The organism is Actinoplanes sp. NPDC049668, assembly GCF_044465445.1.
Classification (GTDB): domain Bacteria; phylum Actinomycetota; class Actinomycetes; order Mycobacteriales; family Micromonosporaceae; genus Actinoplanes.
Genome location: NZ_JBITLR010000008.1, coordinates 428,537 through 454,171 on the forward strand (window position 1 = coordinate 428,537; position 25,635 = coordinate 454,171).

Annotated in this window: 26 protein-coding genes, 1 tRNA gene and 1 pseudogene; 5 read left to right on the plus strand and 23 right to left on the minus strand. The window is 72.4% G+C overall.

Annotated features, from left to right (window positions below; genetic code table 11):
* Positions 1 to 9: 9 nt before the first annotated feature.
* On the plus strand, positions 10 to 816 hold the full coding sequence (locus ACIBSW_RS32925) for an SGNH/GDSL hydrolase family protein (protein WP_354721053.1): 807 nt from the start codon (positions 10 to 12) through the stop codon (positions 814 to 816).
* 67 nt (positions 817 to 883) lie between these two features.
* A complete protein-coding gene (locus tag ACIBSW_RS32930; protein ID WP_354721055.1) occupies positions 884 to 2,128 on the plus strand; it encodes an acetyl-CoA C-acetyltransferase in 1,245 nt (414 codons plus the stop codon).
* 85 nt (positions 2,129 to 2,213) lie between these two features.
* Here the strand turns inward: ACIBSW_RS32930 and ACIBSW_RS32935 are convergent, their stop codons facing one another.
* The 11 genes from ACIBSW_RS32935 to ACIBSW_RS32985 all read right to left on the minus strand — a co-directional run bounded on the left by ACIBSW_RS32935 (position 2,214) and on the right by ACIBSW_RS32985 (position 10,843).
* Positions 2,214 to 2,525, minus strand: coding sequence for a hypothetical protein (locus ACIBSW_RS32935; protein ID WP_354721057.1), 312 nt, complete (start codon positions 2,523 to 2,525; stop codon positions 2,214 to 2,216).
* 92 nt (positions 2,526 to 2,617) lie between these two features.
* Positions 2,618 to 3,445: a Bax inhibitor-1/YccA family protein gene (locus tag ACIBSW_RS32940; protein ID WP_354721059.1), complete on the minus strand. Its 828-nt coding sequence runs from the start codon at positions 3,443 to 3,445 to the stop codon at positions 2,618 to 2,620.
* Between the two features lie 132 nt (positions 3,446 to 3,577).
* Positions 3,578 to 3,659 (minus strand) — tRNA-Leu (locus ACIBSW_RS32945).
* Positions 3,660 to 3,728: 69 nt separating this feature from the next.
* Positions 3,729 to 5,084 carry an NAD(P)/FAD-dependent oxidoreductase gene (locus ACIBSW_RS32950; protein WP_354721060.1) on the minus strand — a complete coding sequence of 452 codons (1,356 nt, stop codon included), beginning with the start codon at positions 5,082 to 5,084 and terminating at the stop codon, positions 3,729 to 3,731.
* A 126-nt stretch (positions 5,085 to 5,210) separates the two neighbouring features.
* Complete coding sequence (locus ACIBSW_RS32955) at positions 5,211 to 5,774, minus strand: hypothetical protein (protein WP_354721062.1); 564 nt, start codon at positions 5,772 to 5,774, stop codon at positions 5,211 to 5,213.
* A gap of 1 nt (position 5,775) precedes the next feature.
* Positions 5,776 to 7,137 (minus strand): DUF58 domain-containing protein, encoded by a 1,362-nt coding sequence (locus tag ACIBSW_RS32960; protein ID WP_354721064.1) that lies wholly within the window; start codon positions 7,135 to 7,137, stop codon positions 5,776 to 5,778.
* Positions 7,138 to 7,142: 5 nt separating this feature from the next.
* Entirely contained in the window at positions 7,143 to 8,153 is a 1,011-nt protein-coding gene (locus ACIBSW_RS32965; protein WP_354721066.1) for a MoxR family ATPase, read from the minus strand.
* Between the two features lie 12 nt (positions 8,154 to 8,165).
* Positions 8,166 to 8,759, minus strand: a complete 594-nt coding sequence (locus ACIBSW_RS32970) for a hypothetical protein (RefSeq protein WP_354721068.1) — start codon at positions 8,757 to 8,759, stop codon at positions 8,166 to 8,168.
* A complete protein-coding gene (locus ACIBSW_RS32975; RefSeq protein WP_354721070.1) occupies positions 8,756 to 9,451 on the minus strand; it encodes a DUF4129 domain-containing protein in 696 nt (231 codons plus the stop codon). Before ACIBSW_RS32975 ends, ACIBSW_RS32970 begins: the two co-directional genes overlap by 4 nt.
* Positions 9,452 to 9,497: 46 nt before the next feature.
* Positions 9,498 to 10,235, minus strand: a complete 738-nt coding sequence (locus tag ACIBSW_RS32980; protein WP_354721072.1) for a uracil-DNA glycosylase — start codon at positions 10,233 to 10,235, stop codon at positions 9,498 to 9,500.
* A 71-nt stretch (positions 10,236 to 10,306) separates the two neighbouring features.
* Positions 10,307 to 10,843 carry a hypothetical protein gene (locus ACIBSW_RS32985; RefSeq protein ID WP_354721074.1) on the minus strand — a complete coding sequence of 179 codons (537 nt, stop codon included), beginning with the start codon at positions 10,841 to 10,843 and terminating at the stop codon, positions 10,307 to 10,309.
* A 478-nt stretch (positions 10,844 to 11,321) separates the two neighbouring features.
* Between ACIBSW_RS32985 and ACIBSW_RS32990 the strand changes: the two genes are divergently transcribed.
* Complete coding sequence (locus ACIBSW_RS32990) at positions 11,322 to 11,387, plus strand: hypothetical protein (RefSeq protein WP_354721106.1); 66 nt, start codon at positions 11,322 to 11,324, stop codon at positions 11,385 to 11,387.
* A 383-nt stretch (positions 11,388 to 11,770) separates the two neighbouring features.
* On the opposite strand, the pseudogene ACIBSW_RS32995 reads toward ACIBSW_RS32990, so the two are convergent.
* The 8 genes and pseudogenes from ACIBSW_RS32995 to eno all read right to left on the minus strand — a co-directional run.
* Positions 11,771 to 11,947, minus strand: a pseudogene (locus tag ACIBSW_RS32995) (HAAS signaling domain-containing protein); the annotation flags it as partial.
* Complete coding sequence (locus ACIBSW_RS33000) at positions 11,944 to 12,273, minus strand: PadR family transcriptional regulator (RefSeq protein ID WP_184997518.1); 330 nt, start codon at positions 12,271 to 12,273, stop codon at positions 11,944 to 11,946. The pseudogene ACIBSW_RS32995 and the gene ACIBSW_RS33000, both read right to left, overlap by 4 nt.
* 94 nt (positions 12,274 to 12,367) lie before the next feature.
* Positions 12,368 to 12,886 (minus strand): DUF6879 family protein, encoded by a 519-nt coding sequence (locus ACIBSW_RS33005; protein WP_354721076.1) that lies wholly within the window; start codon positions 12,884 to 12,886, stop codon positions 12,368 to 12,370.
* Positions 12,887 to 12,949: 63 nt separating this feature from the next.
* Positions 12,950 to 13,864, minus strand: a complete 915-nt coding sequence (locus ACIBSW_RS33010) for a Ppx/GppA phosphatase family protein (RefSeq protein WP_354721078.1) — start codon at positions 13,862 to 13,864, stop codon at positions 12,950 to 12,952.
* Between the two features lie 8 nt (positions 13,865 to 13,872).
* A complete protein-coding gene (locus ACIBSW_RS33015) occupies positions 13,873 to 14,376 on the minus strand; it encodes an amino-acid N-acetyltransferase (protein ID WP_354721080.1) in 504 nt (167 codons plus the stop codon).
* An 11-nt stretch (positions 14,377 to 14,387) separates the two neighbouring features.
* Positions 14,388 to 14,888, minus strand: a complete 501-nt coding sequence (locus tag ACIBSW_RS33020) for a DUF501 domain-containing protein (protein ID WP_354721081.1) — start codon at positions 14,886 to 14,888, stop codon at positions 14,388 to 14,390.
* Positions 14,889 to 15,527 (minus strand): septum formation initiator family protein, encoded by a 639-nt coding sequence (locus ACIBSW_RS33025; protein WP_404799528.1) that lies wholly within the window; start codon positions 15,525 to 15,527, stop codon positions 14,889 to 14,891.
* 110 nt (positions 15,528 to 15,637) lie between these two features.
* Positions 15,638 to 16,921: a phosphopyruvate hydratase gene (gene eno / locus ACIBSW_RS33030; protein WP_354721085.1), complete on the minus strand. Its 1,284-nt coding sequence runs from the start codon at positions 16,919 to 16,921 to the stop codon at positions 15,638 to 15,640.
* Positions 16,922 to 17,090: 169 nt separating this feature from the next.
* Here eno and ACIBSW_RS33035 point away from each other — a divergent pair, with 169 nt between their 5' ends.
* Together ACIBSW_RS33035 and ACIBSW_RS33040 are read left to right on the plus strand one after the other, a co-directional pair.
* Entirely contained in the window at positions 17,091 to 17,708 is a 618-nt protein-coding gene (locus ACIBSW_RS33035; protein WP_354721087.1) for a hypothetical protein, read from the plus strand.
* A 56-nt stretch (positions 17,709 to 17,764) separates the two neighbouring features.
* Complete coding sequence (locus tag ACIBSW_RS33040; protein WP_354721088.1) at positions 17,765 to 18,478, plus strand: hypothetical protein; 714 nt, start codon at positions 17,765 to 17,767, stop codon at positions 18,476 to 18,478.
* A gap of 6 nt (positions 18,479 to 18,484) precedes the next feature.
* On the opposite strand, the gene ACIBSW_RS33045 is transcribed toward ACIBSW_RS33040, so the two are convergent.
* The 4 genes from ACIBSW_RS33045 to mfd are packed head-to-tail and all read right to left on the minus strand — an operon-like array spanning position 18,485 to position 25,525.
* On the minus strand, positions 18,485 to 20,101 hold the full coding sequence (locus ACIBSW_RS33045) for a DUF885 domain-containing protein (protein WP_354721090.1): 1,617 nt from the start codon (positions 20,099 to 20,101) through the stop codon (positions 18,485 to 18,487).
* Between the two features lie 10 nt (positions 20,102 to 20,111).
* The gene (locus tag ACIBSW_RS33050) at positions 20,112 to 21,077 is read right to left on the minus strand and encodes a nucleoside triphosphate pyrophosphohydrolase (RefSeq protein WP_354721092.1); all 966 of its coding nucleotides are present in this window, start codon (positions 21,075 to 21,077) and stop codon (positions 20,112 to 20,114) included.
* Entirely contained in the window at positions 21,077 to 21,853 is a 777-nt protein-coding gene (locus tag ACIBSW_RS33055) for a hypothetical protein (RefSeq protein WP_354721094.1), read from the minus strand. Before ACIBSW_RS33055 ends, ACIBSW_RS33050 begins: the two co-directional genes overlap by 1 nt.
* 51 nt (positions 21,854 to 21,904) lie before the next feature.
* Positions 21,905 to 25,525 carry a transcription-repair coupling factor gene (mfd, locus tag ACIBSW_RS33060; protein WP_354721096.1) on the minus strand — a complete coding sequence of 1,207 codons (3,621 nt, stop codon included), beginning with the start codon at positions 25,523 to 25,525 and terminating at the stop codon, positions 21,905 to 21,907.
* Between the last annotated feature and the right edge of the window lie 110 nt (positions 25,526 to 25,635).

A 25,635-nucleotide genomic window follows, 5' to 3' on the forward strand; every position in this document is an offset into this window, starting at 1 on the left:
GGAGGCGACATGACGAGCCTGGCGGGACGGGTCGGCAGGGCTACGGCGGCCGCGCTGTTCGCCGGGGCCGTCGGGGGTGTCGCGCTGCTGGCGGGCGAGGCGATCGCGGCGCGCACCCGCCGGTACGCCAAGCCGACCATGGGCCTGGCCCTGCGCACCTCGATGGGCCCGTCCGCGGCGCCACCGCTGCGGCTCGTGCTGCTCGGCGACTCGGCCGCGGTCGGCGTCGGCGTCGAGTGGCTGTCGGAGACCGTCGGCGGCCAGCTCGCCCGGCTGCTCGCCGAGGGCACCCCCGAGGCCGGCCAGCGCCACGTGCTGCTCTCCAGCGTCGGCGTGGCCGGCTCCCGGTCGGCCGACCTGGCCACCCAGGTGGCCCGGGCCCTGCTCGGCGAGCGCCCCGACGTGGCCGTCGTGCTGATCGGCGCGAACGACGCGACCGGCCTGCACAGCCCCGAGGAGTCCGGCGCGCACCTCGGCGACGCCGTGCGCCGCCTGCGCGACGCGGGCGTCCGGGTCGTCGTCGGCACCTGCCCCGACCTGGGCGCGGTCCGCTCGATCGCGCCGCCGCTGCGCCAGCTCACGGGCTGGGTCGGGCGCCGCGTGGCCCGGGCGCAGAGCGCCGCCGTCACCTCCGCTGGTGGCGTCGTGGTCGACCTCGCCGGCGAGACCGGCGCGGTGTTCCGGGCCGACGCGGGAACCCTCTGCTACGACGGCTTCCACCCGTCCGCGGACGGCTACCGGGTGTGGGCGCACGCCCTCTTCCCGGCGGTGCTGGACGCGGCGCAGGCCGCGGGCCGCCGCACCGCACTCGAATAAATCCGACATTTCGGTGTGACGAAGTAACGCTTCCCCGTTAAGTTACCGGGGCGTTAACGTTGGTCGCATGCCGGAAGCTGTCATCGTCGCCACCGCACGCTCCCCCATCGGTCGCGCCGTCAAGGGTTCGCTGAAGGACCTCCGCCCCGACGATCTCGCCGCCACGATCGTCGATGCCGCGCTGAACAAGGTGCCTCAGCTGGACCGCGCCCTGATCGAGGACCTGTACCTGGGCTGCGGCCTGCCGGGCGGCGAGCAGGGCTTCAACATGGCCCGGGTGGTCGCCACCCTGCTCGGCCTGGACGGCCTGCCGGGCGCCACCGTGACGCGGTACTGCGCCTCGTCGCTGCAGACCACCCGGATGGCCTTCCACGCGATCAAGGCCGGCGAGGGTGACATCTTCGTCTCGGCCGGCGTCGAGACCGTCTCCCGCTTCGCCCGCGGCAACTCCGACGGCCTCCCGCCCGAGGCGCAGGCCCTGGTCGGCGGCGGCTGGGAGAACCCGAAGTTCGCCGAGGCCCGCGCCCGCAACACGGCGGCGGTCAAGAACGGCGGCGTGTGGCACGACCCCCGCGAGGACGGCCAGCTCCCGGACATCTACCTGGGCATGGGCTACACGGCGGAGAACCTGGCGCAGGCGTACGACGTGAGCCGCGCGGACATGGACGAGTTCGGCGTCCGCAGCCAGAACCTGGCGGAGAAGGCGATCGCGGACGGCTTCTGGGAGCGCGAGATCACCCCCGTCACCACCCCGGACGGCAAGGTCGTCTCGGCCGACGACGGCCCGCGCCCGGGCGTGACGGTGGAGGCGGTGACGGGCCTGAAGCCGGTCTTCCGCCCGGACGGCCGGATCACGGCCGGCAACTGCTGCCCCCTGAACGACGGCGCGGCCGCCGTGGTCATCATGAGCGACACCAAGGCCCGCGAGCTGGGCATCACCCCGCTGGCCCGGATCGTCTCCACCGGCGTGACCGCCCTGTCGCCGGAGATCATGGGCCTCGGCCCGGTCGAGGCGACGCGGCAGGCCCTGAAGCGCGCCGGCATGACCATCGACGACGTCGACCTGGTCGAGATCAACGAGGCCTTCGCGGCCCAGGTCATCCCCTCCTACCGGGAGCTGGGCATCCCGCTGGACAAGCTGAACGTGAACGGCGGCGCGATCGCGATCGGCCACCCGTTCGGCATGACCGGCGCCCGGATCACCGGAACGCTGCTGAACTCGCTCGACTGGCACGACAAGAGCGTCGGCCTCGAGACGATGTGCGTCGGCGGCGGCCAGGGCATGGCGATGGTGCTCGAGCGGCTGAGCTGACGCTCTCTGTATCCCCCGCCGGGTTCGACTGCCTTTACGGCGTCGGGCCCGGCGGATTTCATTTCCGCCCCGGGTGGCGGCCGGCTCAGAGGCCCGCGCGGGTCGTGGAGACCGCCTCGGCGGCGGCGGCCAGCGTCTCCTGCGGCGGGCCGGCCGCGAGCAGGTCGTCGGCCATGACCCGGACCTGGTCCGGGAGGGTGGTGTCCGCCAGGCGCGGCACCGGCCGGTGCCGTCGGTTCTCCGCGGCGGCGCCGAGGTCGGCGAGGCGCTGCACCAGGCCGTGCATCAGGTCGCCGCGGGTGCACCCGGCGGTGCCCGCGACCGCGCCCCAGCGTCCCGCCTCCCAGTGACTCACCTGGGCCAGCAGCCGTTGCACCGCCGCTTGGAAGTCGTCCACCCACGGACCCTATCCGGGCGCGAAAAGGGGCAGCGCCCGGGCCGTGGGGAGACGGCCGGGCGCTGCCGGGTCAGACGCTTTGTTCGCGACGGTTAGTCGTCGCCCTGCAGGAAGCTCAGCAGGCGCAGGATCTCGATGTACAGCCAGATCAGGCTGACCAGGATGCCGAACGCCGCCGTCCACGAGTAGCGCTGGGGCAGGCCCAGCCGGACGCCCTCCTCGACCTCGTTGAAGCTGAGGATGAAGCTGAGCGACGCCACGACGATGCAGACCAGGCTGAAGACGATGCCCAGCGCGCCGGCGCTGCGCAGCCCCGTCGTCACGCCGAAGAGGGACAGGACGAAGTTGATGAGCATGACCGCGAAGAGGCCCGACATCACCGCGTACATGCCGCGCCGGAACTTCGGGGTGGCCCGGATGGCCTTGACCTTGTACAGCATGGCCATCACGAAGAAGACGCCGAAGGTGGCGATCACCGCCTGCAGCACGATGCCGTTGTAGAGCGACTCGAACGTCTTGCTGACCAGGCCGACGAACGCGCCCTCGATCACCGCGTACGTGACGACCAGCGCCGGGTTCGCCACCCGGGAGAACGAGATGATGAGGCCCAGAACGAGCCCGACCATCGCCGTGCCGATCCAGGCCGGCCCGAGCAGCGAGTCCGGAACCAGGTTCCAGGCCGCGACGGCGGAGACGCCGGTGATGCCCAGCAGCGTCACGGTCTTCACCACGACGTCGTCGACGGTCATGGGCTGTACGGCCGGCGCCATGGCCGGGAATCCCTCGGCCGTCGGGTACGGCTGACCGTAACCCGGCTGACCGGCGGCCGGTCCGTACGGTCCGGCCGCGTTGTAGCCGGCCGACCGCTCGCGCTCGGCCGCTTCGCCGAGGCGCGAGAGCACCGGGTTTGAAGTCTTCACTGTGTCCAGCCTCCCTTTGAGGTTGAGGCACGTAAGGGGCGTGCGCTACCAGGGTAAGCGCATCGGCGACCCGATGGCGTGCGTGATCGCTGTGAGCAGCCTGAAAACATGAACTGACCGCGGCGATGAGCGTGCCCGGGGCGGGTCTCGAACCCGCACGCCTTTTGGGCAGCCGCTTTTAAGGCGGCCGTGTCTGCCGTTCCACCACCCGGGCGGGATGCTCTGCTGCTCACCGTAGCCGGTGCGGTCAGCCCCGCAGAACGCCGGACTCCTGCCGGGTCGCTCAGCGGGTGCCGGCCCCCACCGGCTCCGCAGCGCGGCCGTCGCCCAGCGGCGGCGTCACGTGGGTGAACTCCTCGCGGGGCGCGTGGAGCTGACCCAGCGAGATGACCTCGCGCTTGAGCACGAACGCCAGCGTCCAGTCGGCCAGCACGCGCACCTTGCGGTTGAACGACGGGATGCGGCTCATGTGATAGGTGCGGTGCATGAGCCAGGCCGGGAAGCCCTTCAGCTTGATGCCGTAGATCTTCGCGACGCCCTTGTACAGGCCGAGGCTGGCGACGCTGCCCGCGTACTTGTGGCGGTAGTTCTTGGGGGTGGCCCCGATGACCACGGCGCGGATGTTGTCGGCCAGCTGCGACGCCTGCCGGACCGCGTGCTGCGCGCTCGGCGAGCACCAGGCGCCCGGGTTGGCCAGGTCGGGGACCTGCGCGCAGTCGCCCGCGCTCCACGCGCCGTCGAGGACCGTGTCGCCGTCCACGATCTGCAGCGTCGGCAGGCAGGTTAGGTGCCCGCGGGGGCCGCGCGGCAGGTCGGTGTTGTCGAGCATCGGCGACGGCTTGACGCCGGCCGTCCACACCAGGGTCTCGGCGCGGAACGTGTCGCCGTCGGAGAGCTTGATCAGGCCGCCCGCGCACGACTCAAGCCGGGTGTCCAGGCGCAGGTCGATGCCGCGCCGGTCGAGCTGCCGGGCGGCGTATGCGCCCATGTCGGGTCCGACCTCGGGCAGGATCCGGTTGGTCGCCTCGACCAGAACGAAGCGGACCTCGTCCTTGCGCAGCTCGGGGTAGTACTTCAAGGCGTCGCGGACGACGTCCTCCATCTCGGCCAGCGCCTCGATGCCCGCGTAGCCGCCGCCGACGAAGACGAAGGTCAGCGACGCCCGGCGCACCTCGGGGTCCGGGGTGACGGCGGCGATGTCGAGCCGGTCGAGGATGTGATTACGCAGGTAGATGGCCTCGCCGATGGTCTTGAAGCCGATGCCGTTCTCGCGCAGGCCGGGGATCGGCAGGGTGCGCGACACCGAGCCCGGCGCGACGATGACGTGGTCGTAGGCGATCTCCTTGACCGGGCCCTCGATCGGCTGGACGGTGACCGTCTTGCGGGCGTGCTCGATCCTGGTGACCTCGCCGGACACGATCCGGCAGCGCTTGAGCTCGCGGCGCAGCGGCACCACCGAGTGACGCGGGGAGATGTTGCCCGCGGCGGCCTCCGGCAGGAACGGCTGGTAGGTCATGTGCGGCTGAGGGTCGATGACGATCACTTCGGCCTGGCGCGCGCTGAGCTTCCTCGACAGGCGCAGTGCGGCGTAGAGCCCCACGTGACCTGCCCCGACGACGACGATCCGCTGCGGTTTCACGGATCCATTCTCCCGGTTGGGGCGCCCAGTTGCCTCGCGCTGTGACCAATGACAAACCCGTCCGTCAAGCGCCGTAACAAACAAGTTTCGGTTTCATTTCACTGTGAACTTAGGGTTGCCTCATGATCACGCTCGGCGCAGCATCCGGGCCAGCAGCAGCGTCAGGCCGACGGCCGCACCGAGCCCGACCAGGGTGGCGATGACGAACGCGCCCCCGGCCAGCTCCGCGGTCAGGCCGAGCGCGATCACGGTCAGCACCGCGGAGATCAGGACCACCAGCAGCGCGCGCCCCAGCCAGGCGGCGACCACGTCGACGTTGACGATCGCGTCGTACGGCAGGACCGCCGCGAGCGCCGCCAGCGTGTGCCCCAGGTACAGCAGGGTCGCGATGCTCAGCACCCGCCAGAGCGCGACCCGGGCGTCGCCCCAGGTGGTGTCGAGGATCCAGCCGCCGACCACCACCAGGACCGCGACGGTGACGCCGCGGCCGCGCGGCGCGAACGCCGGGTAGACGGCGACGACGCCGAGCAGCACCAGGTAGCGGCTCGCCACCAGGCCGGCGGGCCAGGCGACGGCCATCGCGGCGAACAGGACCAGCCCGATGCCGCACCGGACCAGCAGGGGCAGCACCGTGGCGCGGACCGCCGCCGTGCGCGCCCGCTCGATCCGCCGGTTGACGCCTCTGAGCATGTCAGCGCCCCCGGGGTGCGGAGGCGAGCCGGGACACGTCGCGCAGCACCAGGTCGAGGCTGCCGGTCCCGGCCCAGGTCACCACGGGCACGCCGTGCTCGCGCAGCCGGCCGAGCACGTTCTCCCGCTCCATCCGCCAGAGCCGCGTGGCCAGTGGCGTCCACGGACCGCGGCTGGGCGGCGCGGCATCGGCCGGGAGCGTGTCGACGGCCACCGTGTAGCGCCCCGACTGGGTCAGCCCGGCCAGCATGTCGGCCGAGCGCGGGTCGACCAGCGGCGTGAGCACCACGACGAGGGCGTCCGGCGACACGTGGTGCGCGCCGAAGACGTGCTCGTGCGGGCCCTCGGCGTCGTTGTTGTCGGCGCGCACGTCGAGCAGCCACTCGAGCACCGTCAGGTATTGCCGGCGGCCGGTCGCCGCCCGCAGCCGGCGTGCGGTGGAGCCGTACTCCAGCAGCGACACCCGGTCGCCGCGCTGCAGGTAGTGCTCCGCGATCGCGGCGGCGGCGCGCACCGTCGTGTCGAGCACCGACGCCCGGCCCTTGACCCCCTCGGACGCGCCGGCCTCGCCGAGCACGTCGAGCAGGAGCAGCACCTCGGCGTCGCGGTCCGAGAGCGTCGAGGCCACGTGCAGGTCCCGGGTGCGCAGGGAGACCCGCCAGTCGATGCGGCGCAGCCGGTCGCCGGGCGCGAACGGGCGCACGCCGGCGAGCTCGCCGCCCTCGCCAGGCCGCCGGGACCGGTGGTTGCCGACCAGGCCGGCCGCCGCGGGCATCGCCTCGGTGGCCGCGAACGGCTCGGTCTCGGGAAAGACGCGCACGCCCCGGGCCGGCGTGACCACCGGCCGGCAGGCGAGCAGGCCGCCGCAGGCGGCGACCCGGGCGGCGGCGGGCCCGACGTCGTGCCGGCCCCAGCGCAGCGCCGGGCCGGGCAGCTCGACGCCGGTCCAGCCGTCCGGCGCGACGGTGATCGCGAACGGCCGGTCGGAGTTCTCCAGCTCCAGCCACGGCGACGTGCGGGCGCGGACCACGACCAGGTCGTAGGTGATCACGTCGGGGTTCGCGACGGTCAGCCCGGCCTCGACCCGGCCGCCCTCGACGACGTGTTCCTCGGCCGCCTCGATGGTCAGCTCGGGCGCCGAGCGGGGCATCCGGCGCAGGCCGATGGCCGCGCCGACGGCGAACGGCGCCGCGATCAGCACCAGGTCGACCCGGCCCAGCGCCACCCCGAGCACGAGCAGCAGGCCGGTGAGCAGGACCGTGCGGCCGAGCGCCCGGGTGGGCACCCAGGCCGGCGCCGCCCACGCCTCCTCCGCCGCCGCCACCCCGGGGGGTACGGCGGCACGCAGCGGCGGCGGCTCCATGGTCGTCACTGTTCGGCGTACCCGCCCGCGTACGTGGGCAGGGCGCCGCTGGCCGGCGCCGGCACCGCCTGGAGCACCTCCTGGACCACGAAGGACGGGTCGACGCGGCGCAGCCACATCTCCGGCCGCAGCGTGATCCGGTGCGCGAGCGCGGGCACGGCCACGTCCTTGACGTCCTCGGGCACCACGTAGTCGCGGCCGGCCATGACCGCGCGGGCCCGGGCCAGCAGCAGCAGCGCCAGCGAGCCGCGCGGCGAGGAGCCGACCAGCGCCGAGGCGTGCTCGCGGGTCGCGGAGGTCAGCGCGACGATGTAGCGGCCGATCGAGTCCTCGACGGCGACGTGCTCGAGGGCGGCCTGCATGGCCATCAGCCGCCGGGCGTCGACGACGGGCGCGAGCTGCGCGTCCTCCTGGCGGCGGGACATCCGGCGGCGCAGCACCTCCCACTCCTCGTCCCGGGTCGGGTAGCCGAACGAGACGCGCAGCATGAAGCGGTCCAGCTGCGCCTCGGGCAACGGGTACGTGCCCTCGTACTCGATCGGGTTGGCCGTGGCCAGGACGTGGAACGGCGGGTCCAGCCGGTAGGTGACGCCCTCGACCGAGACCTGCTTCTCCTGCATCGCCTCGAGCAGTGCCGCCTGCGTCTTCGGCGGCGTCCGGTTGATCTCGTCGGCAAGCAGCATGTTCGTGAACACCGGGCCGGCGCGGAAGGCGAAGTCGCCCTTGCGCTGGTCATAGAGGAACGAGCCGGTCACGTCGGCCGGCAGCAGGTCGGGGGTGAACTGCAGCCGCCGGAAGTCGAGCCCGAGCGCCTGCGCGAAGCACCGGGCGGTCAGCGTCTTGCCGAGACCGGGCAGGTCCTCCAGCAGCACGTGGCCGCCGGCCAGAATGCCCGCCAGCACCAGCTCGAGGGCGTCCCGCTTGCCGACGACGACGCTGCCGACCGAGTCCAGGACAGCGCCGGCCAGCCTGTGCACCTCGTACGGCGGCAGGATCTCCACGCTCGCGTCCGTCACCGAACCACCCTCTCAGATTCTCTCTAGTGCATCGACGTAGGTGGCGAGGTCGCGCGCCTTCGGCCCGCGCCGGCCCGGCGCGCCGAGAAACTCCCACAGCGGCTCGCCGAGCAGCTCCCGGGCGCGCCGCGGATCCGACGACCGGGTGATGCCGTGCTTGAGCCGCAGCCGCTCGTCCGCGAGCTCGGCGAGCACGGGCAGGACGTTACGCGAGAACGCCTCGGCGTCGCTCTGCGACCAGTCCAGTTGCCGCTCCCAGCGGCGTACCGCGGCGCGCAGGGTGTCGATGCCGGCCGACCGGTGGCCGGCCTCGTCCGCGCCGCGCGACCCGGAGCGGCGCGGCAGCACCGGTGGGGCCACTTCGGACACCGCGAGCATCAGCAGGCGAAGCGACACGAAAGCCGCCACGATCAGCAGGATCGAGACGCTGATGCCCCGGGACCGCAGCCCGGCGACCGTGACGACGGTGGCCACCGCGATCAGCGCAACGTTGCGGAAGATCCATCCGGCCCTCGAGCGCGGCTTCTCGACGACCTCGACGGGCTCCTCGACGAACACGTCGTCGGCGCGCCCCCCGAACAGCTCCTCGAGCCCGCCCGAACTCATGACGGCACCCCCGCGCCCAGGTCGGAGCGCAGGCGCTCCAGCGCCGTGCGGGCCTGGCGGCGCATCTGGTCGTCGACGGTGTGCGTCGCGTAGCGGGCCTGCCGGTAGACGGCCGCGAACGGGGTGAGCACGGCCGCGTCGACCCGCTGCTCGGCGAGCAGCCGGGCGACCAGGTCGGTGGGGCTGTCCCCGGCGTGCCGCGGCGTGCCAGCCGCGGCCGCGGCGTCCTCGAGCCGGACCCAGCAGGCGATCACCGCCCGGCGCGGATCCCGGTCGGTGTCGGAGAGCTCCTGCAGGCCGGCGTCGAGGGCGGCGACCAGGTCCTCCGCGGTGCGCGGCTCCGGGCGGCGGGTGTCGCGCCGGCCCTTGCGGGTGCCGCGACGGCCCAGCTGATGGCGCAGCACGGCCCAGACGACGAGCCCGAGAACCGCCAGGGCGAGGACCCCGAGCACGACCAGCGCCACCCGGCCGACCCAGTCGGGCAGGTCGCCGCCGGCCACCGGCTCGGCGGACGGGCGGACGACCGCCTCCCGCGAGGGTGGCAGCAGCGGCGGGGCCTCGGTGGCCGGGGCGGCGTCGGGGTTGAAGCGCTCGAGCTGCGGCGCCGAGTGGGTGGCCGCCAGCGCGGCGAGAAAGAGCAGCCCGAGGACGGCGGCCAGCGGCCACCAGCGACGGAGTGCGGCGAGGTCCAATTCGAGCCCTAGGTTTCGATGCTCCGAAATTTCGGCAGACTCCGCATCATGCCAGGCCCGCGCGGCGTTTCGCATCGGCGAAGACATCGTCGAGCATGCCGGGTGTCAGCCGGCCGGTGAACGTGTTCTGCTGCGAGACGTGGTAGCAGCCGAGCAGGTCGGGCGCGCCGGCGACGCTGACCTGCGCGCCGTGCCCGAAGGCTGGGCGCGGCACGGGCGGCCGGACGCCGTAGACGGCGGTCATCGCCGGCCACCAGGCCGCCCACGCGAACGCCCCGAGCGCGACCACCACCCGCAACGTCGGCCGGATGAGATCAAGCTCACGGTGCAGCCAGGGCGCGCAGGCGTCCCGCTCGGCGGGCAGCGGCTTGTTGTCCGGCGGGGCGCAGCGGACCGCCGCGAAGATCCGGGTGTGGTGCAGGGCCAGGCCGTCGTCGGCGGCGACGCTCGTCGGCTGGTTGGCCAGGCCGGCCCGGTGCAGGGCCGCGAAGAGCACGTCGCCGGAGCGGTCGCCGGTGAAGATGCGGCCGGTGCGGTTGCCGCCGTGCGCGGCGGGCGCGAGGCCGAGGATCGCGATGGTGGCGTCGACCGGGCCGAAGCCCGGCACCGGGCGGCCCCAGTAGTCCTGGTCGCGGAAGGAGGCCCGCTTGACGGCCGCGACCTCCTCGCGCCAGGCGACCAGGCGCGGGCAGGCGAAACAGTCGGCGACGCCGGCGTCGACGGCGGGCAGGTCGGCCGCCGCGGCCGCGTGGGCGGCGACCTCCTGCGGGGTACGGCTGTGCACGCGGTCAAGCACAGCACCGCACGCAGCGGCGGGAACACCCGGGGTGGATGCTCCCGCCGTACGGGTGAAGATCAGGCCTTGGGGCGCAGGCAGAGCAGGTAGCCGCCGCCGGCGGTGCTGCTGTAGACGTAGTACTCCTCGTTCTCCTTGAAGTACTTCTCGCACGACTTGCTGTCGGTGTTGGTCTCGCCCTCGACCCGGCCGACCACGGTGAACGCGGCCTCCTTCGACGCGCAGTCGACGACCTCGGCCTGCGCCTCGGTCTCCTCGTCGACCTTGACGTCCTGCGAGGAGGCGACGCAGTCGCCGACCGCCGCGTCCTTCGCCTTGTCGCCGAACAGGTAGGTCTTGCCGACAAAGATGATCACGGCGACGACGATGATGCCCACGATGCGCAGGGCAAGGTTGGCGGCGGTGCTCTTCTTCTTCTCCGGCTCGACGGGGAAGGTCGCCGGGGTGCCGAAGCCCTGCTGCGCCGGGTCGCCGACGGGCTGACCCTCGGCCGGGGCGCCGAACGGCTGGTTCGGCACGGGAGCGCCGGCGCCCTCGGAAACGGGCGGCGGGAAGCCGTCGCCGGCAGGGGGCGGAGACGCAACCGGGTTGCTCACAATGGTTCCTTTCGAGGTCCGGCCGAGGGGGTCGGCCGATCGCAGCACAACCTAGCGATTGGCAGGCCACCCCGCGACCCCGTCACCCCAGGTTCATCTCGGCGCGACCGAAGGTGCCGCCGCGCTGGCCGAAGGACCCGGTTCGGGAGTGGCCGAAGGGCTGACCCGGGAGCCGCCCGGCGACGCCTCTTCGACCGGTTCGGCGCTCGGGGCGGGACCGGCGCTGGCCGCGGGATCGGCCGGCGCCGGCAGCCGGTACGGCGCCCGACTCGGACAATACGGATAGGTGAGCGTCTCGACCTCGGTGTAGACGCCGTTCTCGTCGGTGCAGTACGGGTTGCCGAGGCGCAACGGCTCGCCGTTCTGGTCGAAGATCCGCGCGTTGTCGACCAGGCGCCCCTGCTCGTCGTACACGAAAAGGTCCTCGATGTTGCTGTATGGATTGTCGTAGTTGACGTCGGTGTAGTAGGAATCGCGGGTGCTGCTGTCGGCGGACGTGAATCCGCCGAGCGCGACCAGCACGAGAATCACCGACGCGGCGTAGAGCGACATGCGCGGCCATTTGGTCAGCCCCTGCGAACGCCGGCCGAGCCAGATCGAGCCGAGGACGCCGGCGCCGAGCAGCAGCAGGGCGACGACCTCGCTGCCGCCGATCCGCGGCAGCAGCCCGATCGGCTGTCCGCTGTCGTCGAGCATCCAGGCCAGCACCATCGCCGCGAGGTAGCCGCGCAGGACCCACCAGGCCGGCCGGAGCAGGACCAGGAACTCGCTGACCTTGGCATACCCGAGCAGCGGCCCGAGCCGCACGTCGACGGCGTTCAGCCGGACCAGGGCCTGGTCGCGCAGCTCGAAGAGCTGGTGTGTGCGGCTCGGCGGGTCGGGAAACCCGCCGACGAAGCCGGCGGTGCCGCGCAGCTCGGCCGCGTAGGCCTCCGGGCTGCCGAGCCGCTCGGCCAGCGTGCCGCCGCCGTCGGCGAGGACCTCGGCCAGGTGCTCCGGCAGGTCCTCGAGCAGCTCGTCCCGAAGGGACTCCGGCAGGTCGCCGAGCGCCGACCGGACCGCGAACACGTAGAGGTTGATCTCGTCCTGAGCTGTGGTGGTCACGGCGTCTCCCGCTCGCGAAGCAGATCGTTCATCGTGGATGCGAAGCCCTGCCAGATCTTGCCGGACCGCTGCAACTCGGCGCGGCCGGCGGCGTTGAGCGCGTAGTACTTGCGGTGCGGGCCCTCGTCGCTGGGCACCACGTAGGTGGTGAGGAGGCCGGCGTTGAAGAGCCGGCGCAGGGTCCCGTACACGGAGGCGTCGCCGACGTCGGTCAGTCCGGCGATGCGCAGGCGGCGCAGGATGTCGTAGCCGTAGCCGTCGTCCTCGCGAAGGGCGGCGAGGCAGGCGAGATCCAGCACTCCCTTGAGGAGCTGTGTGGTATCCACGCGATGCACACTACTTCGCGATGCGAAGTAGTGTCAAAGATCGGCACCCGCAGATTTACCCGGCGCTGCCGTGGCCTGTGACCAACGGGTCCGCTCAGCTCTTCACGTAGTCGGCATGCGGAATCGCGATTGACCAGAGCGCATCACGGACCTGGTTGCAGCGGTCCACGATCACTGGATCCACAGTCTCGGCACCGCCGGAGAACGTCCCGTCCGAGGCGAAGACGGTGAAGACGACCCGCTGCCGGTCGATCAGCCAGAAGTCGTCAGCAGTCACATCGAGCTGACCTAACCGATGACGCGGCAGCCATCGGATGTCCTCGCCGGCCTCGATGTTCAGCGGAGCCACGGTCAGCCCCCATCGCGTGTAGTCGACGTGCGGCACCGAAACAATCCGGACGCGTTCTACCCGTCGTCCGGTCGCCGTCGCCTTCCGGATCAGATCCAGCCACGAGCCGTGCCAGGTGAAGTCGTCAGGCTCACCGGCCAGGAACTTCTGAAAGGGTTCCGACTCCTCCGGCGTGTGATACGCATCCTCGACTTCGAGGTGGAACGCGGAGTGCTCAAACGTCCGGAACAGCTCCTCGAAGTCCGGGCCTTGAAGCAGACGCACCCTAGGTCTCCTTCCATAGCCTTCAGACCTCGATACAGGCCGCGGATCGGCCGTGGTGGTCGGCTACGCCAGGGAGAAGGCGATGCCGTCGAGGATGTCGTGTTCGCTGGCCACCACGGACGTCATGCCCGCGCGTTCCATGATGGTGCGCAGGATCAGGGCGCCGCCGCCGATGACGTCGGCCCGGCCCGGGTGCATCACCGGCAGGTCGAGGCGGTCCGCCACCGTCGACCCGAGCAGGTCGGACGTCACCTTCGCCACGTCGTCGTAGGCGATCCGGGAGTGGTGGATACGCGCCGCGTCGTAGCCGGGCAGGTGCATCGCCAGGGCCGCGACGGTGGTGACCGAACCGGCGAGGCCGACCAGCGTCGCCGCGCCGCGGCCCGACACGGCGCGTAGGGCGGTGTCGACCGCCGCGGTGATGTCCGCCTCCGCGGCCGCGATCTCCGCCGGCGTCGGCGGGTCGCCGTGCAGGTGACGCTCGGTCATCCGGACGCAGCCGATGTCCATCGAGATCGCGTGCTCGACCTCGGCCTCGCCGACCACGAACTCGGTCGAGCCGCCGCCGATGTCCACGACCAGGTAGGGCGCCGGCACCGCCAGGCCGTTCACCGCGCCCGCGAAGGTGAGCCGGGCCTCCTCGTCCCCCGTGATCACTTCCGGGTCGACGCCGAGGACGGCGCGGACCATCGCCGCGAAGTCCGCCGCGTTCGACGCGTCCCGGGAGGCCGACGTCGCGCACATGCGCACGCGGGAGACGCCCAGTTCGGCGATCTCCGCCGCGTAACCGAGCAGGGCCCGCCGGGTGCGCTCGATCGCCTCCGGCGCCAGCCGGCCGGTGCGGTCCACGCCCTCGCCAAGCCGGACGATCTCCATCCGGCGCGCCACATCGGACAGTCCGCCGCCGGGCCCGCCGCCTACGTCCGCGATGAGCAGCCGGATCGAGTTGGTTCCGCAGTCGATGGCCGCGACCCGCACACGTTCTCCTAGAGGTGGAGGAGCATTCTGGTGTTGCCGAGGGTATTCGGTTTCACCCGCTCAAGATCGAGGAACTCGGCGACGCCCTCATCGTACGAGCGCAGCAGCTGCTCGTAGACGCCGTGCGGGACGGGCGCGCCGTCGATCTCGGTGAAGCCGAACGAGCCGAAGAAGCGCGTCTCGAACGTCAGGCAGAAGACCCGGGCCACGCCGAGCTCGCGGGCGACGCCGAGCAGCTCCGACACCAGGCGGTGGCCGATCTTGAGGCCGCGGCAGACCGGGTCGACCGCGACCGTGCGGATCTCGGCCAGGTCCTCCCACATCACGTGCAGCGCGCCGCAGCCGACCACCCGGTCGCCGTCGGTGTCCACGGCGACCCAGAACTCCTGCACGGACTCGTACAGCGTGACGGTGGCCTTGCTGAGCAGCCGGCGATCCGAGGTGTACGTGTCCACCAGCGCCCGGATCGCCCGGACATCGGAGGTGCGCGCCCGACGGATCTCGACCTGCATGAGAGAAGAGTTTATTCAGCCTGCGGCCGTACGCACGGACCGCCTGTCCACCACGACCCGACCGCCTCGCGGACCTCGTCGCCGAACGGGTTCACGCCCGGCCCCGCCGCCAGGGCGTGGCCGAGGTGCACATGCAGGCACTTCACCCGGTCGGGCATGCCGCCCGCGGAAACCTTGCCGATCTCCTCGACGTGCTCCACCGCCTCGCGGCGCCGCAGGTAGTCCTCGTGCGCCTCGGCGTACCGCTTCGCGAGGTCCGGATCCGTGGCGAGCCGGTCCTGCATCTCGCGCATGACGCCGCCCGACTCCAGCCGGCTGCAGGCCGCCGTCGCGCGCGGGCAGGTGAGGTAGAACAGCGTGGGGAACGGGGTGCCGTCGTCGAGCCGCGGCGAGGTCTCCACCACGTCCGGGTTGCCGCAGGGGCAGCGGTGCGCGACGGCGCGGGTGCCTCGGGGGGTGCGGCCCAGCTGCTGGGCGACGGTCTCGAGATCGGCCTCGGAAGGAGTCGTCATCTACTTTCGGGATTCTGCGTTGGCGGCGGTGACGCTGCCCCAGAGCGTGTCATACCAGCGGTCGGGGGCGTCCGACGCCGAGGTCCTGCCCGCGGCGCGGGCGGCGCCTTCGGGGTCGTTCAGCACGAGCAGCGGCACCTCGCCCGGGCGCACGTAGAAGAGCCGTTCCCGGGCCTGGATGCGGACGTACTCGTTGTCCTTCCACTTCTCGACCTCGTCGCTCAGGCCCTTGATCTTGGCCTGCTGCGCGGCCTGATCGGCCTGCATCTGCGCGATCTGTGACTCCTGCGCGAGGTAGACGCGGACCGGGTACGTGTAGGCCAGTGCCAGGGTGACCAGCACGACGATCAGGACGGTCGCCCGGCCGGTGAAGGCGCGGGGCCGGGTCGCGACCGTGCGTTTGGTGGCGCCCGTCGCGGCCGTGCGGCGCGCGGTGGCGGGCCGGCTGCCGGAGCGGATGCCGGCCGTGTTGCGGGCGGCGGGTGTCCGGCGTGGCTCGATCCGGGTGTCCGACGTGTCGCGGGTGCGGCTCGGCCGGGCGGTCGCACGACTACCGGGCCGTCCCGCGTGTCCGGTGGACCGCCGCGACGGCCCCTGTCCGCTGAGCCCATGGGAGTTGGGCATGCGGCGCTGCGTCATACCCTGCCCCTCCCCCGGAGCTCGCCACGACCATGGAGTTGCGGCACCTGCCTCAGGACACTATGCCCACGAAACGCGGAGCCACAACTCCATGATCTATCGACGCAGGGTCACGCGGTGCGGTAACGGGGGAACGCGCCCGCCCCTGCGTACCGCGCGGCATCGCCGAGCTCCTCCTCGATGCGCAGGAGCTGGTTGTACTTGGCGACCCGGTCCGAACGGGCCGGCGCGCCGGTCTTGATCTGCCCGCTGCCGACGGCGACGGCCAGGTCCGCGATGGTGGTGTCCTCGGTCTCGCCCGAGCGGTGGCTCATCATCGTCTTGAAGCCGGCCCGGTGCGCCAGGTCGACGGCGTCGAGGGTCTCGGTCAGCGAGCCGATCTGGTTGACCTTGACGAGGACCGCGTTCGCGGCGCCCTCGGCGATGCCCCGGCCGATGCGGGTCGGGTTGGTCACGAACAGGTCGTCGCCGACGATCTGCACCTTGCCGCCGATCTGCGAGGTCAGCGCGGTCCAGCCGGCCCAGTCCTCCTCGTCGAGGGGGTCCTCGATGGAGACGATCGGGTAGGTCTCGGCCAGCTTGGCGTAGTAGTTGATCATCTCTTCGGTCGACTTCGGCGACCCCTCGAAGACGTAGGCGCCGTCCTTGTGGAACTCGGTCGCCGCGACGTCCATCGCCAGCACGATGTCGGTGCCGAGGTTGAAGCCGGCGGCCTGCACGGCCTCGGCGATCAGGTCCAGCGCGGCGGCGTTGGTCGGCAGGCTCGGCGCGAAGCCGCCCTCGTCGCCCAGGCCGGTCGAGAGGCCCTTCTTCTTCAGCACGGACTTGAGCGCGTGGTAGACCTCCGCGCCGGTGCGCAGCGCCTCGCGGAAGGACGGCGCGCCGATCGGGGCGATCATGAACTCCTGCACGTCGACGTTCGAGTCGGCGTGCGCGCCACCGTTGAGGATGTTCATCATCGGCACCGGGAGCACGTGCGCGTTCGGTCCGCCGACGTAGCGGAACAGCGGCAGCTCGGCGGAGAGCGCGGCGGCCTTGGCGACCGCGAGGGACACGCCGAGGATGGCGTTGGCGCCCAGCTCCGACTTGTCGGCGGTGCCGTCGACGGCGAGCATCTTCTCGTCGATCAGGCGCTGTTCGCTGGCGTCGTAGCCGAGCAGCTCGTCGGCGATCTTGTCCTCGACGTTGCTGACCGCCTTCTCGACACCCTTGCCGAGGTAGCGGCCCTTGTCGCCGTCGCGCAGCTCGATCGCCTCGAAGGCGCCGGTGGAGGCGCCGGACGGCACCGCGGCGCGCCCGATCGTGCCGTCGTCAAGACCCACCTCGACCTCGACGGTCGGGTTGCCCCGAGAGTCGAGAATCTCGCGGGCGACGATCGCTTCAATGGTGGCCATGTGTCGTGTCGCTCCTCATGCTCGTATGAATAGATTCCAGACCGCGACCCTGCGGCCCACCACGCGCTAGAGCGTATCGACTCGCTGTGGCCGCCGTGGCGGCGGCCGGTGAACTTCAGCCGTCACATGCCTCAAGCGGGTCGCGAAACTGCCGATCTCGCTAATCGCCATGACCACACTTCCGCTCCTCCCCGATGCCGGCTCGTACGTCGAGATGTCCGTCTCCGACGAGCCGACCGCCCGCGTCCGTGTCGTGGACGCCGAGGGCGCGCGACTCATCCTGTCGGCACCGCGGGACGCCGTTCCCGGCGTCGGCTCGGCCGTCGCACTGCGCTGGTCGGCCGCGCCGCGCGGCCGGTACGCCCTGTCGTGCCGGGTGCTCGACGTCGAGGAGAACATGATCGAGGTGGAGGCGCAGCGGCAGCCCGTCGTCGAGCAGCACCGCAACTTCGTCCGCGGCGGCGGCGGCGAGCAGGTGCGCCTGCGCCGCGCGGGCTTCCCCGAGGCGAGCGGCTGGATCCGCGACATCAGCGAGCACAGCATGCGTGGCCACTTCGCGGGTGCCGAGGTCAACGGCGGGGACGACCTGCGGCTGGAGATCCAGCTCGGCACCGAGCTGGTCGTGCTCGACGCGGTCGCGACCAAGGTCGCGGCGCTGCCGCAGCGGGTGCCGCCGGGGCCGATGTCGGTGGAGATGGTGGCCGTCTTCGAGCCGGACGAGAGCCAGGCCCGGATAATCCGCCGCTACGTGATGCGGCAGCAGCTGCTGTCCCGCACCCGCGCGTAGGTTCCGCCCTGGATACCGGTTTGCGCGAGGTTGCGGCCATCGGCAAAGGTGGGCACGTGCTTCTCTCCCGCCGACGGGCCGTAGCGGCCGTGCTCGCGCTGTGCGCCGCCACCACGGCGGGCTGCTCGGACCTGGACGATCCGGGCCAGGGCCTGGCCCGCAACGACCTGGTCTCGGACCTGGCCGCGCAGATGTCCGGCGCGGCCGCGCTCACCTACGAGGCGAGCTACCACCTGTCCGGCGGCGGTACGGCGACGGTCGCGCAGGCGCAGCAGCCCACCCGTTCGGCGTACGTGTACCCGGGCGGCAAGGTGACCGTCACGGCGGACGCGACGACCCGGTGCAAGACCGGTGCGAACGCGACGACGTGCACGTTGACGGCGCCGGCGACGCCGACGAGCCCGCCGCCGGCCAAGGTGTTCGAGGGCGCGGACGCCACCGGCATGGTGCTGCCGTCGACCGTGCTGGCGCTGCTCAACGCGGCCGTACTGGACAACGACGTCGAAGTGGTGCAGCACGACACGACCATCGCGGGAAGGCACGCCACGTGCGTGCGGCTCGCCGGGGTGGACGGCGCGGCGACCCGCGACTTCACCACGTGCATCACCAACGAGGGCGCGCTCGGCAGCTTCAGCGGCTTCCTGAACTCGGTCCGGGTGGAGGTGGCGATGACCCACTACGCGGAGAAGGTCGCCGACGAGATGTTCGAGGTGCCGAAGCGGGCGAAGCTCGTGGACCGCCGCGGCCAGGCGGGCGCCGACCGGCCGTAGCGCCCGTCAGACGCCGAGCAGCGTGCGCAGGTGGCGCGGCGGCGGTGAGCCGTGCGCCAGCATGGCGTCGTGCCAGGCCTTCGGCGTTGCGCCGAACGGGCGGGCCGCCGCGATCGCCGACACCTCCGTGTAGCCCACGAAGTAGGTGGAGAGCTGGGTCGAGGTGAGCAGCGCCCGCTTCCACTTGCCGGCCGCCTCGCCGACCTCCTGGAAGCCCCGGCCGGTCATCATCGCCATGGCCTCCTGCTCGCCGAGGCCCTCGCAGTGCACCAGCTGGTCGATGATCGCGTTGAGGGACATCCGGAGCTGCATCTTGAGCTGCTGCAGGCGCACCGGCGCGCCGCCGAAGCCCAGGCCGGCCATCAGCTCCTCGGCGTAGACCGCCCAGCCCTCCACGAACGGGCCGGAGAAGCCCAGCGCCCGCGCCCGGGTGCCGGCGCGGAACCGGCGTGAGTGCGCCAGCTGCAGGAAGTGGCCCGGCATCGCCTCGTGGACGGTCAGGTTGCGCATCATGTGATCGTTGTATTCGCGGTAGAACGACTCCACGCGCTCCCGCGGCCAGTCGGCCGGCGCCGGCGCGATGCAGTAGAACGTCGGCACGTCCGCCGTCTCCAGCGGGCCCGGCGGGTCGCAGTAGGCCACCGCGACGCCGCGGGCGAACTCCGGCATCTCCTCGATGACGCAGGGGTCGTCGATCAGCGTCATCAGGTCGTGCTCGCGGACGAACTCCGTCGCCTCGGCCATCGTCACCTTGGCCAGGTCGACGATCGTCTCGTCGTCCGGGTGCCGCTCGGCGAGGGTGTCCAGCGCCCGGCGCACCGTCTCGTCGGTCGGCGGGCCGCCGATCAGCTCGGCGGCGGCCTCGCGGAGCCGCTCGCCGCCCTCGTCGAGGTTGCGCTCGGCCCGGGCCAGGACCTCGGCGGCCGGCAGCTCGGTGTCGAGGGTGTGCCAGAGCCGGGCCTCCCACAGCGGCCGGCCCAGCCGCGGATCGCGGCCGGGATCGCCGGTCTCCAGGCCGGCCCTGAGCCAGCGGTCGAACTCGCCGAGCGCGTCCAGCGCGGCGGCCGCCGCGGGCTCGACCGCGCCGCGCAGGGACGGGACCCCGGCCAGCAGGCCGGGCAACTCGCCCCGGATCAGGGCGGCCGTGCCGGCGAACTGGCCGATGGCGACCTCGGCGTGCAGCCGCGGCACGTCGCGCAGGACCGCGCGGGCGGTGGCGAGCGCGTCGGGAATCGCGGCCAGCCGGCCGCCGAGGCTGCTGAGCCGCTCCTCGACCGGGGCGAACGGCCGGGCCAGCAGCGTGTGCAGCAGCGGGCCGGGATTGTGCTCGAGCGGGTTCCACTCGTGCTCGCGGATGTCGCCGAGCTCGAACATGCCGCGCTCGACCACCGCGGACAGGATGGCGTGGTCGACCCGATCCTGCTCGTCGAAGGCGTCGGGGTCGATGCCGGCCAGCGTGTCGGCGGCGTCGCGCAGCATTGCCACCCGGTCGGCGACCGCGCCGGGTGACAGATCGGGCAGCCGATCATCGAAGCGGTGGTCACCGGCGAAGGACGCCAGCGCTGGATCGGTTTCCAGGATGGCGTCGACGATGCGCTCCGCGAGCGGCACGAACTCCGGCATGCAGAGAAATCTACTCGGGGGGTGCGACAACCTCCGCCGTGCGGATCTCCTCGGCGAGCGCGAGCGCCGCCTGCCGCAGCGCGGCCTCCGGGTCCTGGCCGTCCGCCCGGGCGCCGGCGACCAGGCGCAGCAGCGTCGCGCCGAGGTCCGCGCCCGGCGGCAGCGGCACGTCCAGCCCGGCCCGGGACGCCCGCTCCAAGATCTTCGCGGCCAGCGCCAGCGCGGGCTGGCTCAGCGCGATCCCGTCGAGGACCGAGTCCCGCGACTTCTCGGCCTTCTTGATGCGTTCCCAGTTGTCGATGATGTCCTCGACGCTGCCGACGCTCTCGCCGGCGAAGACGTGCGGGTTGCGCCGCACCATCTTGTCGACCAGGTCGCCGGCCACGTCGTCGACGCTCCAGCGCTCGTCGGGGCCCAGGTTCTCGGCGAGCCGGGCGTGCAGCACCACCTGCAGGAGCACGTCGCCGAGCTCCTCGCGCAGCGCGGCGAGGTCACCGGAGGCGATCGCGTCGTACGCCTCGTAGCTCTCCTCCAGCAGGTACTGCGCCAGGCTCTCGTGCGTCTGCTGCTGCTTCCACGGGTCGCCGCCGGGCGACGCGAGCCGGTCCATCACGGCCACCGCGTCGAGCAGCCTGGCGCCGGGCGGGTCCCACGAGCCGTAGCAGAGCTCGAGCTCGGCCAGGGCCGGCTCCCGGGCGAGCCGCAGGCCGAGGCGCCGGGCGAAGTCCTCGTCGCCGGCCGCGCCGCCCAGCCAGATCACCGTCGGATCCGAGGCCAGCGCCGCGATCAGCGCCTCCGGGTCGGGCTCGACGACGCTGACGGTCACGCCCGCGGAGCGCAGCGCCCGCACCTGGTCGCCGTCGGCGGCCGTGAAGACGGGATGCGCGCGGAGCAGGTCCCAGGCCGTCGCCGTGAGCAGACCGGCCGGCAGCCGTGGCGAGGTGACCAGCAGGACGATGCGCCCGGCCGTGGACATCAGGACGCGGGAGTGACGAACGGTGCCTCGGACGGGCCGGTCCCGGCGTCGAGCGACGCCGTGACCAGCGGGATCGGGGTCTCGTTGCCGGTCGGCGCGGACAGCAGGACCAGCTCCTGGGTGCCGAAGCGCGGGTTCGGCGTCACGTTCTCGGCCGCGACGATCTTCTCGACCTCGTCGCGCAGGCCGAGGCTCTGCTGCAGCGCCTTCTTGTTCTCCGCGGAGAGCTCGGTCTTGAACTGCTCGAACGGCGCCAGCTGACCCGGCGCGGCGGCGCTGAGCGTGTCGTGGACGGCGCGCAGCTCGGCGTCCGTGAGCTCGGCCGGCGCCACCGCCGGCAGCAGCGCCGAGCGCAGCCGGTATGCCTGCGCGTAGAGCTCGGTGTATGCCCAGGTGGGCGAGTAGCTGGTGGCCTTCGCGACCTGGTCGACCGTCGGCTCGGCGGCGGGCTGCACGTTGTGCGCCGCGGCCAGCTTCTGCAGGATGTCGACGGTGAGCAGGTTGCTCAGAACGTCCTGCTGCTGGAAGGGCACCTGCACCGGCGGCACCGGCTCGGCGGACGCGCCGGCCTGCTGCTGCTGCACCTCGTCGCGGGTAGCGGTCAGGTCCTGCTCCGCCTGGTCGTACATCGCCGTGACCTCGTCCGCCATGATCGTGCCGAGGCTGCCCACGTAGGCGGCCACGTCGGGCTGGGCCTGGCAGGCGGACAGGCCGCACACGACGAGGGCGGCGGCGACGGCGGTGGATGCGAGTCGGCGGGCACGCTGCATGGTCATGACTCTCTCACGCCCCGTATGCCCGGTACCGCTCGCCCCCGGAAATTCCGGTCATGCGCGCGCCCGGGCCGGGGCCTGGCCGAGCACATCGGAGAGCAGCTGGCCACACCACTGCAGCAACGCCTGGTCGCGCAGGGGTTCGCCGCCCACCCGGCGGGTGTTCGGGCGCGGCACGCTGACCTGATCGGTGGCCTGCTTGTACACCGAGTCCGGGTGGTAGCGCTTGAGCCGCAGCTGCTTGGAGTCCGGCAGCGGCAGCGGCGAGAACCGCAGGTGACGGCCCTGCACGGAGACGTCGGTCAGCCCGTACGCGCGGGCGACCAGCCGGAACCGGGCCACCGCGATCAGGTTGGCGACCTGGTCCGGCGGCGCGCCGTACCGGTCCGTCATCTCGGCGACCACCTCGTCGAGGCGGGCGTTGTCCCGGGCCTCGGCCAGCTTGCGGTACATCTCCAGGCGCAGCCGCTCCACCGCGATGTACTCGGTCGGCAGGTGCGCGTCGATCGGCAGGTCGACCTTGACCTCCGGCTCCTCCTCGGGCCGCTCGCCCTTGAAGGCGCTGACCGCCTCGCCGACCATCCGCACGTACAGGTCGAAGCCGACGCCCTCGATGTGGCCGGACTGCTCGCCGCCGAGCAGGTTGCCGGCGCCGCGGATCTCCAGGTCCTTCATGGCCACGTACATGCCCGCGCCGAGCTCGGTGTGCTGTGCGATGGTGGCGAGCCGCTCGTGCGCCGTCTCGGTCAGCGGCTTCTCGCGCGGGTAGAGGAAGTACGCGTACGCCCGCTCGCGGCCGCGGCCGACCCGGCCGCGGATCTGGTGCAGCTGGGAGAGGCCGAGCAGGTCGGCGCGCTCGACGATGAGGGTGTTGGCGTTCGGGATGTCGATGCCGGACTCCACGATGGTCGTGCAGACCAGGACGTCGAACTCCTTCTCCCAGAAGCCGACCATCACCCGCTCGAGCGCCTCCTCGCCCAGCTGCCCGTGCGCGACCGCGACCCGGGCCTCGGGCACCAGCTCGCGCAGCCGCCGGGCCGCCTTGTCGATCGACTCCACCCGGTTGTGCAGGAAGAAGACCTGGCCGTCGCGGAGCAGCTCGCGGTGGATGGCCGCGGCGACCTGCTTGTCGTCGTACCCGCCGACGAACGTCAGGACCGGGTGCCGCTCCTCCGGCGGGGTGGCGATGGTCGACATCTCCCGGATGCCGGTGATCGCCATCTCAAGCGTCCGCGGGATCGGCGTCGCCGACATGGTCAGCACGTCGACGGAAGCCCGCAGCGTCTTCAGCTGCTCCTTGTGCTCGACGCCGAAGCGCTGCTCCTCGTCGACGATGACCATGCCGAGGTTCTTGAAGCGGGTCGCCGCGGCCAGCAGGCGGTGCGTGCCGATGACGATGTCGGCGGTCCCGTTGGCCGCCTCCTCGAGCGTCTGCGCGGCCTCCTTCGGCGTCTGGAAGCGGGACAGCTGCTTGATCGCGACCGGGAACTGGCTCATCCGCTCGGCGAACGTGTTGAAGTGCTGCTGCGCGAGCAGAGTCGTCGGCACCAGGATGGCGACCTGCTTGCCGTCCTGCACCGCCTTGAACGCCGCCCGGACCGCGATCTCGGTCTTGCCGTAGCCGACGTCGCCGCAGATCAGCCGGTCCATCGGTACGGCCAGCTCCATGTCCTGCTTGACCTCGACGATGGCGGCCATCTGGTCGGGCGTCTCGGTGTACGGGAACGCGTCCTCCAGCTCGCGCTGCCACGGGGTGTCCGGTCCGAACGCGTGGCCCTTGGAGGCCTGCCGGGCCGCGTACAGCTGGATGAGCTGCGCCGCGATCTCGCGGACGGCCTTGCGCGCGCGGGCCTTGCTCTTCTGCCAGTCGGAGCCGCCCATCTTGTGCAGGGTGGGCGACTCGCCGCCGACGTAGCGGGAGAGCTGGTCGAGCTGGTCGGTCGGCACGAAGAGCCGGTCGCCGGGCTGGCCGCGCTTGGAGGCCGCGTACTCGATCACCATGTATTCGCGCTCGGCCCCGTTGACCGTGCGCTGCACCAGCTCGACGTAGCGGCCGATGCCGTGCTGCTCGTGCACGACGAAGTCGCCCGGCTTCAGCTCCAGCGGGTCGATCGTGTTGCGCCGCCGGCTCGGCATCTTGCGCATGTCCTTGGTGGACGCCCCGCGCCCGCCGCTGATGTCGTTGCCGGTGATGACGGCGAGTCGCGAAACCTCGTCGACGAAGCCGTGGTTGAGCCCGCCGCAGGTGACCAGCAGCTGCCCCGGCTCGATGCGGTCCGCGATGGCGTCGACCGGCGTGACGCCGAGGCCGGCGTCACGCAGCAGCTCGGTGGCGCGCTGCGCGGTGCCGTGCCCCTCGAAGACCAGCGCGATCGCCCACTGGTCGGCCGCCCAGCGCCGCAGGTCGGCGGTGAGCCGCGCGGTGTCGCCGTGGTAGAGCGGCACCGGCTGGGCGGGCAGCGCGATGGCGTCGCCGGCGTCGGGCGACACGTCGACGGCCGGCGTCTCCAGCCACGGCGTCTCGGACTCGACGGGCTCGGCCTCGGCCAGCCCGAACGGCGAGACGGTCCACCATGGCTGGTGCAGGACGGCCGCGTGGGCGCGTACGTCCGCGAGGGTCCGGAAGGCGGCGGCGCCGACGTCGATCGGCGCCTCGCCGCCGACGGCGGCCGCGGCCCAGCTCGCCTCGAGGAACTCGTCCGAGGTACGGGTCAGGTCGTGCGCCCGGGTGCGGATCCGCTCGGGGTCGCAGAGCAGCACGTGGGTGCCGCGCGGCATGCAGTCGATCAGCAGCTCCATGGAGTCGGTGCCCTGCATCAGCGCCGGCGCCAGCGACTCCATGCCCTCGACCGGGATGCCCTCGGCCAGCTTGTCGAGGATCTCCGCGATCTCGGGGTGCTGCTCGGCCAGCTCGGCGGCCCGGGCCCGCACCGACGGCGTCAGCAGCAGCTCGCGGCACGGCGGCGCCCAGAGCCGCTCGACCGCGTCGATGGTGCGCTGGTCGGCGACGGCGAAGGTGCGGATCTCCTCCACCTCGTCGCCCCAGAACTCGACCCGGGACGGGTGCTCGTCGGTCGGCGGGAAGACGTCGAGGATGCCGCCGCGCACGGCGAACTCGCCGCGCTTGGTGACCAGGTCGACCCGCGCGTAGGCCATGTCGGTCAGGCGCCGGGCGACGCCCTCCAGCTCGGCGTCGCCGCCGGGGGTCAGCTCGACCGGCTCGAGGTCGCCGAGGCCCTTGAGCTGCGGCTGCAGCAGGCTGCGGACCGGCGCGACGACGACCTGCACCGGCGCGGCGCCGGAGGCGCCGGGGTGTGCGAGGCGGCGCAGCACGGCCAGCCGGCGCCCGACGGTGTCGGAGCGCGGCGAGAGCCGCTCGTGCGGCAGCGTCTCCCAGGACGGGAAGACGGCGACCTGGTCGGGCGGGATCAGGCAGCCGAGCGCCTCGGCGAGGTCGTCGGCCTCGCGGCTGGTCGCGGTCACGGCGAGCACGGGGCGGCCGGCGCCGCCCGTCTCTGCCGGTCCGGCGACGGCGGCCACGACGAACGGGCGCAGGGAGGCGGGGGCGGTCAGGTCGAGCGCGTCGGAGTCGGCACCGCCCTTGTGTGCAAGGTCGCGGGCCCGGGCCAGCCCGCGATCACGCAGGGCGGCCGGGATCAGGCCACTGAGTTGCATGGAAAAAGACCCCCGGAAGGCACATCGAAAACCCCCGGCGCCAGTTGGACGGGGGGTATGCCCCAAGCTTAGTCCGCCTACCGGCAACTCCGGCACGACGGACCGTTATC